Source organism: Deltaproteobacteria bacterium (assembly GCA_016874755.1).
Taxonomy (GTDB): domain Bacteria; phylum Desulfobacterota; class Binatia; order UBA9968; family UBA9968; genus DP-20.
Map to the genome: position 1 here is coordinate 13,066 of VGTH01000040.1, position 13,472 is coordinate 26,537.

At 60.8% G+C, this 13,472-nt stretch carries 11 protein-coding genes; all 11 read left to right on the forward strand.

The features are described 5' to 3' along the window. The first annotated feature begins 2 nt into the window (after positions 1-2). The 11 genes from FJ145_20465 (at position 3) to ftsZ (ending at position 13,444) form a co-directional block, all read left to right on the forward strand. The gene (locus tag FJ145_20465; protein MBM4263783.1) at positions 3-1,589 is read left to right on the forward strand and encodes a UDP-N-acetylmuramoyl-L-alanyl-D-glutamate--2,6-diaminopimelate ligase; all 1,587 of its coding nucleotides are present in this window, start codon (positions 3-5) and stop codon (positions 1,587-1,589) included. Between the two features lie 3 nt (positions 1,590-1,592). Continuing rightward, positions 1,593-3,002, forward strand: a complete 1,410-nt coding sequence (locus tag FJ145_20470; GenBank protein MBM4263784.1) for a UDP-N-acetylmuramoyl-tripeptide--D-alanyl-D-alanine ligase — start codon at positions 1,593-1,595, stop codon at positions 3,000-3,002. A gap of 1 nt (position 3,003) precedes the next feature. Beyond that, a complete protein-coding gene (locus FJ145_20475) occupies positions 3,004-4,080 on the forward strand; it encodes a phospho-N-acetylmuramoyl-pentapeptide-transferase (GenBank protein ID MBM4263785.1) in 1,077 nt (358 codons plus the stop codon). Positions 4,081-4,096: 16 nt separating this feature from the next. Continuing rightward, a complete protein-coding gene (murD, locus tag FJ145_20480) occupies positions 4,097-5,431 on the forward strand; it encodes a UDP-N-acetylmuramoyl-L-alanine--D-glutamate ligase (GenBank protein MBM4263786.1) in 1,335 nt (444 codons plus the stop codon). Then, positions 5,428-6,522 (forward strand): putative lipid II flippase FtsW, encoded by a 1,095-nt coding sequence (gene ftsW, locus FJ145_20485; protein ID MBM4263787.1) that lies wholly within the window; start codon positions 5,428-5,430, stop codon positions 6,520-6,522. The genes murD and ftsW overlap by 4 nt, the downstream gene beginning before the upstream one ends. 1 nt (position 6,523) lies before the next feature. Then, complete coding sequence (gene murG / locus FJ145_20490; protein ID MBM4263788.1) at positions 6,524-7,591, forward strand: undecaprenyldiphospho-muramoylpentapeptide beta-N-acetylglucosaminyltransferase; 1,068 nt, start codon at positions 6,524-6,526, stop codon at positions 7,589-7,591. 25 nt (positions 7,592-7,616) lie between these two features. Next, positions 7,617-8,990: a UDP-N-acetylmuramate--L-alanine ligase gene (locus FJ145_20495; protein ID MBM4263789.1), complete on the forward strand. Its 1,374-nt coding sequence runs from the start codon at positions 7,617-7,619 to the stop codon at positions 8,988-8,990. A gap of 63 nt (positions 8,991-9,053) precedes the next feature. Beyond that, positions 9,054-10,052: a UDP-N-acetylmuramate dehydrogenase gene (murB, locus tag FJ145_20500; GenBank protein ID MBM4263790.1), complete on the forward strand. Its 999-nt coding sequence runs from the start codon at positions 9,054-9,056 to the stop codon at positions 10,050-10,052. A gap of 7 nt (positions 10,053-10,059) precedes the next feature. Next, positions 10,060-10,887: an FtsQ-type POTRA domain-containing protein gene (locus FJ145_20505; GenBank protein MBM4263791.1), complete on the forward strand. Its 828-nt coding sequence runs from the start codon at positions 10,060-10,062 to the stop codon at positions 10,885-10,887. A gap of 50 nt (positions 10,888-10,937) precedes the next feature. Further along, on the forward strand, positions 10,938-12,164 hold the full coding sequence (ftsA, locus tag FJ145_20510; GenBank protein ID MBM4263792.1) for a cell division protein FtsA: 1,227 nt from the start codon (positions 10,938-10,940) through the stop codon (positions 12,162-12,164). Between the two features lie 35 nt (positions 12,165-12,199). Further along, the gene (ftsZ, locus tag FJ145_20515) at positions 12,200-13,444 is read left to right on the forward strand and encodes a cell division protein FtsZ (GenBank protein ID MBM4263793.1); all 1,245 of its coding nucleotides are present in this window, start codon (positions 12,200-12,202) and stop codon (positions 13,442-13,444) included. Positions 13,445-13,472 lie beyond the last annotated feature (28 nt).

Genomic DNA, 13,472 nt, shown 5'->3' on the forward strand with positions numbered 1-13,472 from the left:
CGATGCGCATCAGGGATTTTCTCGCAGTCGATACTATCGAGGAGAGCCACGGCGACTTAGAGCAGGAGGTAAGCGGTCTAACGTACGATTCGCGGCAAGCGGGTCCTGGGCGAGTTTTTTTCGCCATGGCGGGGGTCAAAGCGGATGGCCACGACTTCGTCAAAGAGGTTTTTGCGCGCGGCGCCGCGGCGGTGGTCGTCGAGCGCTCGGACGTTTGTCCCGCGGGCGCGACCTGGGTGCGGGTTGCTAGCACGCGCCGCGCGCTGGCCCTGTGGAGCGCGCGTTTCTACAGTCACCCGACCGCCGAGTTGCCGTTGGTCGGCGTCACCGGCACCAACGGCAAGACGACCGTCACCTACTTGGTCGAAGCGATTCTGCGCGCCGCCGGGCTGGAGCCAGGGGTGATCGGCACGGTCAACTATCGCTATTGCGGCCGCGAGCTGCCGTCGCATCACACCACGCCCGAAGCGCTCGACCTGCAGGCGCTCCTGGTTGAAATGCGCCGCGGCGGCGCCACCGCGGTGGCGATGGAGGTTTCTTCGCATGCGCTGGCGCAGGATCGCGTGCGCGGTTTGGAATTCGACGTTGCGGTGTTTACCAACTTGTCGCGCGATCATCTCGACTATCATCGCGACATGGACGACTACTTTTTGGCTAAGAGCAAACTGTTCACCGATCATTTACAGCACAGCCGCAAAGCGAAAAAAGCGGCGGTGATTTATGGCGCCGACCCGCGGGGGCAAGATCTCTTGGCCACCGTGCGTGGCTTGGGTTTGGAGTCGTGGAGTTATGGCGTGGAAAAACCTTGGGATGTGCACGCTGTCGACGTCCAAAGCGATGTCAGTGGGTTGCGCGGCAAAATCGCAGTCAAGGATCGACGGTTCGATTTTGCTTCGCCGCTGGTCGGCGCCGCCAATTTGCAAAATATCCTCGGTGCGGTGGCCGTCGGTTTCGCGCTCCGGCTGCCGGAAGAAAAAATCTTCGCCGGGGTGGGCGATCTGAAAAGAGTGCCGGGACGATTGGAAAAGGTCGAGCAGTCGCTGGGGATATCGATCCTCGTCGACTACGCGCATACGCCGGATGCCTTGGAAAAAGTATTGGGCGCGGTGCGGCCGTTGACGCGCGGCAAAGTGATTACCGTGTTCGGTTGCGGCGGCGACCGCGACCGCGGCAAGCGGCCGTTGATGGGCGAGATCGCCGGCCGCTTGAGCGATGTGGCGGTGCTGACATCGGACAACCCGCGCACTGAAGAGCCGCTGGCGATCCTCGACGAAGTGGAGGCCGGGATCAGAAAGACGGCTATGAAGAAGTTTCGGATTTCGGGTTCCGAGTTTCGTGTTGAGCATCAAACGAACGACCCTGCAAAACCCGAAACTCGAAACCCAAAACCTGAAACCATTTCAGGCTATTGCGTTGAAGCCGACCGGCGCGCCGCGATTGGCATCGCCCTTGAGCTGGCGCTGCCCGGCGACGTGGTGTTGATCGCCGGCAAGGGGCACGAGGATTACCAAATCCTGGGAACGACGAAAATACATTTTGACGATCGCGAAGTCGCGCGTGAAGAAGCCGGACGGCGCGCCGGTGCGTAGTTCATGGGCTGGAAGCTAGAGGAGATTTTAGCCGCCACCGGCGGCCGCATTGAGCGAGAAGGAACACTGACCGTGTTGGGTGAGGTGATCACCGATTCGAGCAAAGTAAGCAAAGGCGCGGTGTTCGTGGCGCTCAAGGGCGAGCGCTTAGACGGCCACGATTTCGCAGCTGCCGCCGTGCGCGGCGGCGCTGCCTGCGTGATCGCCCATCGCGCGCTGAAAAAAACCGCGGTGCGCGGCGCCACCGTCGTGCGCGTGCCGGACACGCTGCGCGCGCTCGGTGATCTGGCGCACCATCGACGCGAGAAGCTGGCGCCGCAGGTGCTCGCCATCACCGGTTCCAACGGCAAGACGACGACGAAAGAAATGGTAGCGGCAATCCTCGAAGAGGCGAATATCGGCGGCCAGCGGCTGCGCGGCAAGGTGCTCAAGACCGAAGGCAATTTCAACAACCTGGTCGGCCTGCCGCTGACTCTGCTGCGGCTGCGGCCCGAGCACAAAGTAGCGGTGGTCGAGGCCGGCACGAACCAGCCCGGTGAGATTGCGCGCTTGGGTGAAATCGCCGATCCCGATTGCGCGATCATCACTTCAGTGGCGGCGGCGCATCTCGAAGGTTTGAGTAGCTTGGCCGGGGTCGCGCGCGAGAAAGGCGCGCTCTACAAGAAAGTCCGCAGCGGCGGCACGCTCGCCGTCAATCTTGACGATGCGCGGGTGCGCCAGCTCGGCGCGCGCGCGACGCAGCGCAAAATCACCTACGGCGCGCGCGGTCAGGTGCGCGCGCTCGACGTCCGGCTGCGCCGCGGGCGCGGCATGCAGTTTGCCTTGCAAGCTCAGCAGCGGCGCTGCCGCGTGCAGTTGAACTATTTAGGCCGGCACAACGTGACCAATGCGTTGGGGGCGGCAGCGCTGACGCTGGCCGCCGGGGTTTCTTTGCCGGCGATTCAACGCGGCTTGGCCAAGGCGCGGCCCTTCGCCATGCGCATGCAAACCAGCTCTTGGCGCGGCGTGACGATTATCAACGACGCCTACAACGCCAATCCGGCGTCGATGAAAGCGGCGCTGCAGACCTTGGCGGAGATCGGTATGAAGGGACAGCGGATCGCGGTTTTGGGCGACATGTTCGAGCTGGGTAAGAAGAGCCGGCAGGAGCACCTGCTGCTCGGCAAAGAAATTGCTCGCTCGGGAATCGAACGGGTTTATCTGCTCGGTAAAGAAGCCGCGGCGGTGCGGCGCGGCGGCGAGAGCGCCGGCATGAGCGCCGAGCGTATTACGATCGGCAGCGATCACGGCGACATCGCCGAGCAACTACGCGCTCGGCTCAAGGCGGGCGATGCACTTTTGGTCAAAGGTTCACGCGGCATGGCGATGGAAAAGGTTTTGCAATCACTGCAGAGCCAGGGATTGAGAGGGTAGCATGCTGTACTACTTGCTCTACCCGCTCAGCTCGACCTACTCCGGCTTCAACGTCTTTCGCTACATCACCTTTCGCGCGGCGATGGCGGCGCTGCTCGCGCTGCTTGTGTCGTTTTTGTTGGGCCCGTGGCTGATCCGCGCCTTGATCGAAAAGCAGGTGGGGCAGCAAATCCGCGACGACGGGCCGGCTACCCATGCGGTCAAAGCCGGCACGCCGACCATGGGCGGCGTCTTGATCATATTAGCGCTAACGCTGTCGACCTTGATGTTGGCCGACGTCGGTAATTTCTATGTGTTGGTGGCGTTGTTCGGCACGGTGGGGTTCGGCGTGGTTGGGTTTCTCGACGACTATTTGAAATTGACCAAGAAAAACAGCAAAGGGTTGCCGCCGCGCATGAAGCTGCTCGGGCAATTCCTAGTGGCATTCATCGTGGCGCTGGTGCTCTATTACAATCCGCGTTTTAGCGAGCATGTGGCGCTGCCGTTTGTCAAAAATGTCAGCTTCGATCTGGGGATTTTTTATATTCCCTTTGCCATGTGCGTGATCGTCGGCGCTTCCAACGCCGTCAATCTCACCGATGGCCTCGACGGTTTGGCGATCGGCCCGGTGATGATCTCCACCGCCACCTACGCGATCATCGCCTACGTCACCGGCCGGCTCGATTTTTCCGCTTACCTGCAAATTCCCTACGTCGCCGGCGTCGGCGAGTTGACGGTATTTTGCGCCGGCATCGTCGCCGCCGGCTTGGGCTTTCTCTGGTACAACGCCTATCCGGCGCAAATGTTCATGGGCGACGTCGGCTCGCTTTCCCTCGGCGCGGCGCTGGGCATCGTCGCGGTGATGACCAAGAACGAAGTGATCCTCGTCATCATCGGCGGCGTGTTTGTCATGGAAGCGCTGTCGGTGATTTTTCAAGTGGCGTCCTACAAGCTGCGCCGCAAGCGGGTCTTTTTAATGGCGCCGATTCATCACCACTACGAGCTCAAAGGCTGGGCCGAGCCGCAGATCATCGTGCGCTTTTGGATTATTTCGATCATCTGCGCCGTCATTGGTCTGAGCACGTTGAAGCTGCGATGACACGGATGACAAACCCATGGAGGTCGCTGGCAAAAAAATCTTGGTGCTGGGGTTGGCGCGCACGGGGCGCGAGTGCGCGCGTTTTTTGGCGCAGCGTGGCGTGCAGGTCTTCTTGAGCGACCTGCGCACCGAAGCGGAACTTAAACCGGAAATGGAAACGCTGAGCGGACTACCGATTCAATACCGCCTGGGCGGCGAAGAGCTCGCCTGGGTGAACGGCATGGACTATGTGGTCCCGAGCCCCGGTGTGCCGATGGACAATCGGCTGCTGCAAGAGGCGGTGCGGCGGCGAATTCCGGTCTTGAGCGAAATCGAGCTCGCCCAGCGTTTTTTGCCGATGCCGCTGGTCGCGATCACCGGCACCAATGGCAAGAGCACGACGACGACGCTGATTGGCTTAATGCTGCAAGCCGCCGGCCTGAAGACTTTTGTCGGCGGCAACATCGGCACGGCATTGGTCAGCTTTGCCGGCGGCGATTGGCAATGGGGCGTGGCGGAAATCAGCAGCTTCCAATTGGAATGGGTCGAGGAGTTTCGTCCGCGCATCGCCGTGCTGCTGAACATCACCGAGGATCATTTGGATCGCTACGCCGACTTCGCGGCTTATTGCGCCGCCAAAGAAAGAATTTTTGCGGCGCAGACGAAAGACGACGTCGCAGTGCTCAACCGCGACGATCCGCTGGTGTGGGCGGTGCGCGGGCGCATCGCCGCGCAAGTGGTTTCGTTTGGCTTTGGCGAAGTCAGTGACGGCGTGTTTGCCAAAGACGGCGCGGTCGTCTGGCGCCGCGCCGGCAAAGAAGAAACATTTCCGCTCGCCAATGCGAAAATTCAAGGCGTGCACAACGTCGAGAACATGATGGCGGCCGTCGCCGCGGCCAAGGCTGCGGGCATCGAGCGAAGCGCAATTCAACAAGTGCTCGAAACGTTTCCTGGCCTGGAGCATCGTTTGGAATTTGTTCGCGAGAAAGATGGCGTGCGCTATTTCAACGATTCCAAAGGCACCAACGTCGGTGCGGTGGTGAAATCGCTGGCGAGCTTCAATGGACCGGTGGTTTTGCTCGCCGGCGGCGTCGACAAGGGCGGCGATTACAGCCCGCTCAACGATGAAGTGAAGCGCAAAGTGCGCCGCCTGGTGCTCTTTGGCGCGGCGAAAAAAATCATCGCCAGTGCTTTAGGGAGCTTGACTGAAACGGTGGTGGTCGACGATCTCGCGGCTGCGCTCGCCGACGCCGCGGCCCATGCGCGGCCGGGCGAAGTCGTGCTGCTTTCGCCGGCCTGCTCGAGCTTCGATCAATTCAACAACTACGCCGAGCGCGGCCGGCGCTTCAAAGAGTTGGTGCGGGCCGTATGAGAGACGGTTTGGCCATCGATAAGTGGATTCTTTTTCCCGTGCTCGCCCTGTTGGCGCTCGGCGTCACCATGGTGTTGAGCACGAGCTATCTCTATTCGCAGGAGCGGATGGGCGACGGCACCTATTTTTTTCGCAAACAATTGATCGCCATGGGACTGGGATTTTTAGCCTTGATCGTGTGTGCCGCCATACCGTCGGCGAAGTATCGCAATTTCGCCTATCCGCTGTTGGGGTTGACCGTGATTGTTCTGCTGGCGGTGCTGATTCCCGGCATCGGTGCGGTGCGTGGCGGCGCGCGCCGTTGGTTGACCATGCCGGGCTTTGCTTTTCAACCGGCGGAATTGGCCAAGCTCGCCGTCGTCGTTTACCTGGCGCACTCCATGGCGAAGAAAGAGAGCACGATTCAAACCTTTTCGATCGGCGTGTTGCCCCATCTCATTGTCACCGGCTTGGTTTTGGGGTTGCTGCTTTTGGAGCCGGATTTTGGCACCGCGCTGATCTTGGTGATGCTGCTTTATCTGTTGCTTTTTGTTGGCGGCGCCAAACCGCTCCACCTCCTGGCAACGGGGTTGGTCGCGTTGCCCGCATTGGCTTACATTTTGATTAAAGCACCCTACCGTTTGCAGCGGCTGCTGACCTTTCTCAATCCGGGCAGCGATCCGGAGAACAAAGGATTTCAATTGAACCAGTCGTTGATCGCCATCGGTTCGGGCCAAGCCTGGGGGCGCGGTCTGGGCGAGAGCCGGCAAAAACTTTTTTATCTACCTGAAGCGCACACCGATTTTGTTTTTTCCGTCATCGGCGAAGAGCTGGGTCTGCTCGGCGTGCTCGTCGTCGTCGCGCTCTTTGGCGTGATCGTCTTTCGCGGCTTGCGCCTGACCAACCGCATCGAGGAGCCGTTCGATCAGTATCTGGCGTTCGGCTTGACTGCGTTGCTTGGCTTGCAGGCGCTGATTCACATGAGCGTGGCGATGGGGCTTTTGCCGACCAAGGGGTTGGTGCTGCCGTTCATCAGTTACGGCGGCTCGGCGATGGTGATCAATTTAATGGAGGCGGGGATTTTGCTCAGTTTATCGCGCCGGAGAGTTTAGCATGCGCGTCATGTTGGCGGGCGGCGGCACCGGCGGCCATTTGTTTCCGGGGTTGGCGGTGGCGCGCGAGTTTCAGAAGCGCGATGGCAAGACGGAAATCATATTTGTCGGCACTCAGCAGGGTATTGAGTTTCGTGTGATACCGAAAGAGGGGTTCAGGCTGGAAACCTTGACGGTCAAAGGGATGAAGGGACGTGGGCTGCGCGGCTTGCTCGACGCGCTGGTCGGCGTGCCGGCGAGCGTGCTGCGCTCGCTGTCGCTCATCTCTGAGTTTCGTCCCGACTGCATCATCGGCTTGGGCGGCTATGCTTCGGGGCCGCTCTTGTTGGCGGCCAAGCTCAAGCGAGTGCGCTCTGCGATCATGGAACAAAATCTGCGCCCGGGTTTTACCAACAAGCATTTGGCGCGCTGGGTCGACCGGGTTTTTACCACCTATCGCGACAGCGCCGAGTATCTGCCGGGTGCCCATGTGGTCGAAGCCGGCAACCCGGTGCGCTGGCAAAAGCTGCCGCAAGTAGCGCGGCGCAATAAATTTTCACTGTTTGTTTTCGGCGGCAGCGGCGGTGCGCGGCGGATTAATTTCGCGGTGGTGGAGGCGCTACAAAAATTGACCGACTTACAAAATCAATTGTTTATTCGTCATCAGACCGGTCAGGCGGACCATGCCGCGATCAAAGCGGCTTACGAAAAACTGCCCTTCGAAGCCGCTGTGACGCCGTTCATCGATAAGATGGACGAAGCTTTTGCCCAAGCCGATTTGACGATTTGCCGCTCCGGCGCCTCGACGGTGGCCGAGCTGACGGTGTCCGGCAAGGCGGCGATTCTCGTGCCGTTTCCCTACGCGATTTACGATCATCAGCGCGGCAACGCCGAGGCTTTAGAGAAAGAAGGGGCTGCGGAGATGATCTTGGATCAAGAGCTCAGCGGCGAACGGTTGGCGCAGCGGATTCGCCATTACTTTTCAGACCGCGCGGGCTTAGAAAAAATGGCAACGGCGGCCAAAGCGCTCGGGCGGCCCGATGCTGCGGCGCGCATCGTCGATGAGTGCTACGCGCTCGTGGGCGCATGAAATTATGGTTTTTGAAAAGCGCTTCATGCTGCACAAGAAGCACAGGATTCATTTCGTCGGCATCGGCGGCATTGGCATGAGCGGCATCGCGGAGGTGTTGTTGAACCAGGGCTACGCAGTGTCGGGCTCCGATCTGCACGAGGGCGAAGCGACGGCGCGTTTGCGCAAGTTGGGCGCGCAGGTGTTTGTCGGCCACAAGGAAGAAAACCTGGCGGCGGAACCCTCGGTGGTGGTGATCTCAACGGCGGTGAAATATTCCAATCCCGAAGTGCTCGAAGCGCGGCGCCGCCATGTGCCGGTGATTCCGCGGGCGGAAATGCTGGCTGAGCTCATGCGCATGAAATATGGCGTCGCAGTGGCGGGGAGCCACGGCAAGACGACGACCACGTCGATGGTCGCCGCCGTGCTGAGCGCCGCCGGCCTCGACCCGACCATGGTGATCGGCGGCCGTCTGCACATGCTCGGCAGCAACGCCAAGATGGGCGCCGGCGATATTCTCGTCGCCGAAGCCGACGAAAGCGACGGCAGTTTTCTGTTTCTTTCACCGACGATCACGGTGGTGACCAACATCGACCGTGAACACATGGACTTTCATCAGACAATGGAAAAATTAACCGACAGCTTTCTCACCTTCGTCAACAAGATCCCGTTCTACGGCCTGGCGGTGCTGTGCGTCGACAACGCCCACGTGCAAGCCCTGCTGCCGAAGGTGCGCAAACGTTTTACCACCTACGGGCTGTCGGCGGATGCCGATTTCTCGGCGCGCGATCTGCGCATGCATCCGGGCGGCGTCGAATACACCGTGCTTTACCACGGCAAGCCCCTGGGCGATTTGAAACTGCGCTCGCCGGGGCGCCACAGCGCGACCAACGCATTGGCCGCGGTGGCGGTGGCGCAGGAGCTGGAGATTCCTTTTGCGCAGACGGCCGAAGCGTTGGCGGCGTTCAGCGGCATTCATCGCCGCTTCGAAGTCAAAGGCGAACCGAAGGGCGTGTTGGTGATCGATGATTACGGCCATCATCCGGCGGAGATCCGCGCCACCATCGGCGCCATTCGCGATAGTTGGAAGCGGCCGCTGACGGTGATTTTTCAGCCGCACCGCTACTCGCGCACCCACGACTTGTTCGAAGAGTTTTTGACCGCGTTCGAAGGCGCCGATCGTCTGGTGCTAACGCAGATTTACGCCGCCGGCGAAGATCCGATCGCCGGCGCCACCGGCGAGGCGCTCTATCAAGCGATCAAACGCCAGGGTCATTTGGATATCGAGTTCGTCGCCGACAAAAACCAGATCGCGGCGCAGCTGACGAGCAAGGTGACTCCCGGCGACGTGGTCTTGACGCTGGGCGCGGGGGATATCTACCGCGTTGGCGAAACGTTGGTGCAGCAACTGGCGGAGTAGGCGGGGAGACCGGAAGACTTGGAGCCGGGGAGACTGGGAGACACGGAGGTTCGGAGTGGCGTGATGGATTGTCGGGTGGCGCGCGGCGCAAGCGAGACATTTTACGCTGAGCATTTCATGGCGGAACCGACTGAGAATTCTGCGGCGACGGCACTGGGCGCCGAATTGGCGTTGGTGGCCGGACTGCGTGTCAAGTTCGACGAGCCGCTGGCGCGCTATACCTCGATGAAGATCGGCGGGCCGGCGGATTGTTTCGTCGAAGTCGAAACCATTGCCGCCATGCGGGCGCTCTTGCCGCTGCTGCGACTACACCAGGCGCGCATCACGTTTCTTGGCAACGGCAGCAATGTTTTGGTCAGCGACCGCGGCGTGCGCGGTGTGGTGGTACGCTTGACCGGGGAATTCAAGAAAGTCGAGTGGCGCGACGAGGAAAACCATGTGCGCGTGCACGTGGGTGCGGCCTGCGCGATTACCCAATTGGTGCGCGAAGCAGCGCGCAAAGGCTACGCCGGCTTGGAGTTTGCCGAAGGGATTCCCGGCACCATGGGCGGCGCGCTGGTGATGAACGCTGGCGCCTACGGCTCGGAGTTCGAAAAAATCGTTGCCCAAGTCGACGGCGTGCTACCGGACGGCAGCGATGCGCGATTTGCGCGCGCCGAGCTGAATTTCAGCTACCGCACCTCGAATTTGCCCGCCGGCATGGTCGTCACCGCGGTGCACTTGCGCCTCGCCAAGGACGAGGCGAGTCGCGTCAGCGCCAAGCTCAAAGAGTTGGTGACCAAGCGCAAGACCAGCCAGCCGGCAGGTTTTCCCAACTCGGGTTCGATGTTCCGCAATCCGCCGGGGGACTTTGCCGGCCGGCTGATCGAAGCGGCGGGCCTGAAAGGCTCGCGCGTCGGCCAAGCGCAGATCTCCGAGCGCCATGCCAACTTCATCGTCAACCTGGGCGGCGCCAAGGCGGCGGAAGTGAACCAGTTGATGGAACAGGCCAAGGCCGCGGTGGCGGAAAAATTCGGCGTGCAGCTCGAAGCCGAGGTGCGGCTGCTGGGCGACTGGGCCTGAGACGACAATGAACGTCAACGCGCTCAAAGTATTACGCAAGGACAATCGGCGGCGCCGCGCCAAGGATTGGCGCCGCTACCTGCGCGTTGTTGGCGTGATAGTTTTAGTTTGTATCGTTCTGGCGGCGGCCTTCGCGGCCCGCGATCGGATCGGAGTAGCATTGAACGATACTGCCGCGTTCATTCTCGACAATGAGTATTTCGCGGTGCGCGATATTCAGGTGCGCGGCAGTGAAAAAGTCGGCGGCAGCGAAATCGTTGCCATGACGGGCCTGCGCTACGGTGTCAATCTATGGAAGGTGGATGCGGCTAACATCGAGCAAAAAGTGCTGCGCCACCCCTGGGTGCGCCGCGTGCTGGTGCGCCGGGAGTTTCCACACCGCGTCGTGATCGACGTCGAAGAGCGCCAGCCGCGCGCCATCGTCGCTCTCGGCAAGCTTTATTACGTCGACTCGGACGGCCTGCTTTTCAAGGAGATCGACGCGGTGGAAAAAACTTCGTTTCCGTTGTTGACCGGATTGCGCGCCGATGAGTTGGCCGCCGGCGGGCCGGCGCTGCGCAAGCGGGTCCAGGAAGCGATGCGCCTGGGCGAGCTGATGACCCGCGATGCGCGGCCGCTGTCGGAAATTCATTTCGCCGGACCGGAACAGGTGGTGATCTACATGACCAAGTATCCCATCGCGCTGCGCATGGGCTGGGGCGATTGGCAAAACAAAATCGCGCGCTTGGATCGTGTGCTGGCCCTGTGGAAGGGCCATGAGGAGCGTTTGGCGTCGTTGGATCTGAGCTTTCGCGACCAAGTCGTGGCGCGTTTGCGCCGCGCGCAGCCATCGTAGGTTGGAGTTAATCAAGTCTACTCAAGAGGGGGAGTGAAGGAAGTGGGTTTATGGCCAAGAAAAACAGCATTGTCGCGGGTCTGGACATCGGCACATCAAAGATTTGCACCGTCGTGGGCGAGATGACCGACCATGGTGTGGAGGTCATCGGGCTCGGCACCCACCCATCGCAGGGGGTGCGCAAAGGTGTGGTGATCAACATCGAAAGCACCGTCGCAGCGATCAAGAAATCGATCGAAGAGGCGGAGTTGATGGCAGGTTGCGAAATCCACAGCGTCTTTACCGGCATCGCCGGCGGGCACATCAAAGGCTTCAATAGCCACGGCATCGTCGCCGTGAAAAACAAAGAGGTCGGCGAGCGCGACCTCGAACGGGTGCTCGACGCGGCCAAGGCAGTGGCGATTCCCCAGGACCAGGAGGTGCTGCACGTCTTGCCGCAGGACTACATTATCGACGACCAGGACGGCATCAAGCAGCCGATGGGCATGTCCGGCGTGCGCCTGGAGGCGCGCGTGCATATCGTCACCGGCGCGGTGACGGCGACGCAAAACGTCGTCAAGTGTTGCAACCGCGCCGGCCTGAACGTCGCCGAAATCGTTTTCATGCCGCTCACCGCCGCCGAGTCGGTGCTCACCGAAGAAGAGCGCGAGCTTGGTGTTGCGGTGGTCGACATGGGCGCCGGGACGACCGAACTGGCGGTCTATCACGACGGCATGGTGAAACACACGGTGGTGCTGCCGATCGGTGGCCATCACGTGACCAACGACATCGCCACGGGTCTGCGCACGCCGTTTGGCGACGCCGAGCGGATCAAACAGCGCTTCGGTTTGGCCAAAGCGGCGCTGGTGCCGGACGACGAGCGCGTCGAAGTGCCGAGTGCCGCCGGCAAATCGTCCGGCAGCGTGTCGCGCCAGATTCTTTGCGAAATCATCGAGCCGCGTCTCGACGAAGTCTTCCAGCTAGTGCGCAAAGAGATCGCGAAGTCGGGCTACGAAGAATCGTTGCCGTCCGGCGTGGTCATGACCGGCGGCTCGATGCTCTTGCCGGGCGCCATCGAGATGGCCGAAGAAATCTTCGGCATGCCGGTGCGGCTCGGCTCACCGATGCACATCAATGGGCTGGTCGACGTGATCTCCAGCCCCGTTTATGCCGCCGGCGTTGGCTTGGTGCTCTACGGCATGCAGCGCCAGGACGGCAATCTATTTCGCGTGCGCGATGAAAATCTTCTGGCGAAGTTCAAACACCGTATGTCTGATTGGTGGAGCGAATTCTTTTAGAACAAAAATTTTAAAAACAGTTTTGAGGAGGATTTATGTTTGAGATTGTGGAGCAAACGCAAACGTTAGGGGCGCGCATCAAAGTAATCGGCATCGGCGGCGGCGGTGGTAACGCCGTCAATACGATGATCGGCGCACGGCTCGCCGGCGTCGACTTTATGGTCGCCAACACCGACGCACAGTCGCTGGAAAAGAGCCAAGCTGGCGTGCGCGTGCAGTTGGGCGGCATGGTCACCAAAGGACTGGGCGCCGGTGCCAACCCGGAGATCGGCCGCAAGGCGGCGTTGGAAGACCAGGAGAAGATCAAGGAATATCTCTCCGGCTCCGACATGATTTTCATCACCGCTGGCATGGGCGGCGGCACTGGCACGGGCGGGGCGCCGGTGGTGGCACGGGTGGCGCGCGACGTCGGCGCGCTGACCGTCGGCGTAGTGACCAAGCCGTTCTTGTTCGAAGGCAAGAAGCGCATGCGCCAGGCTGAGGAAGGCATCGAGGAATTGAAAGACAACGTCGATACCTTGATCGTCATTCCCAATCAGCGCCTGCTCAGCATCGCTGCCAAGACCACGACCATGCTCGATGCCTTTCACAAAGCTGACGATGTGCTGCTGCAGGCGGTGCGCGGCATCTCGGATTTGATCATCACGCCCGGCTTGATCAATCTCGACTTTGCCGACGTGCGCACGGTGATGGCGGAGATGGGGCTGGCGCTGATGGGCGCGGCATCGGCCACCGGCGAGAATCGCGCCGTCGAAGCGGCGCAAAAAGCGATCTCCAGCCCGCTGCTTGAAGACATTTCGATCCAGGGTGCGCGCGGCGTGCTGATCAACATCACCGGCGGCGCCGACTTATGCTTGCACGAGGTCAACGAAGCGGCCTCGATGATCCAGGAAGAAGCGCACGAGGACGCCAACATCATTTTCGGCGCGGTGATCGACGAACGCATGACCGACGAGCTGCGCATCACCGTCATCGCCACTGGTTTCGGCGAAGCGCGTCGGGAGCGCCGGCCGCAGCCCGAGCCGGAGCCGCAAGTGCAGGCGATCAACAATTTGACGTCGATGAACAACCTCAACGCGGCCCCAAAGCCGAACAAGAAAGTGGTCCATCTAGGTACCATCACCGACGATTTCGACACACCGACCTGGCAGCGTAAAAAGCAGGGCTCGAACGAAGTCGAAACTGTCACTTTGGACAAAGCCAACTTTCAGTTCGGCAAGGACAAGGAAGAGGACGATACCTACGACATCCCGACCTTCCTTCGGCGGCAGATGGACTAAACAAGCGGCAGAACACCCCATGTTTCCG

Coding starts and splice junctions, on each gene's coding strand:
- FJ145_20465 (MBM4263783.1), top strand. CDS start 3: ATGCGCATCAGGGATTTTCTCGCAGTCGATACTATCGAGGAGAGCCAC.
- FJ145_20470 (MBM4263784.1), top strand. CDS start 1,593: ATGGGCTGGAAGCTAGAGGAGATTTTAGCCGCCACCGGCGGCCGCATT.
- FJ145_20475 (MBM4263785.1), top strand. CDS start 3,004: ATGCTGTACTACTTGCTCTACCCGCTCAGCTCGACCTACTCCGGCTTC.
- murD (MBM4263786.1), top strand. CDS start 4,097: ATGGAGGTCGCTGGCAAAAAAATCTTGGTGCTGGGGTTGGCGCGCACG.
- ftsW (MBM4263787.1), top strand. CDS start 5,428: ATGAGAGACGGTTTGGCCATCGATAAGTGGATTCTTTTTCCCGTGCTC.
- murG (MBM4263788.1), top strand. CDS start 6,524: ATGCGCGTCATGTTGGCGGGCGGCGGCACCGGCGGCCATTTGTTTCCG.
- FJ145_20495 (MBM4263789.1), top strand. CDS start 7,617: ATGCTGCACAAGAAGCACAGGATTCATTTCGTCGGCATCGGCGGCATT.
- murB (MBM4263790.1), top strand. CDS start 9,054: ATGGATTGTCGGGTGGCGCGCGGCGCAAGCGAGACATTTTACGCTGAG.
- FJ145_20505 (MBM4263791.1), top strand. CDS start 10,060: ATGAACGTCAACGCGCTCAAAGTATTACGCAAGGACAATCGGCGGCGC.
- ftsA (MBM4263792.1), top strand. CDS start 10,938: ATGGCCAAGAAAAACAGCATTGTCGCGGGTCTGGACATCGGCACATCA.
- ftsZ (MBM4263793.1), top strand. CDS start 12,200: ATGTTTGAGATTGTGGAGCAAACGCAAACGTTAGGGGCGCGCATCAAA.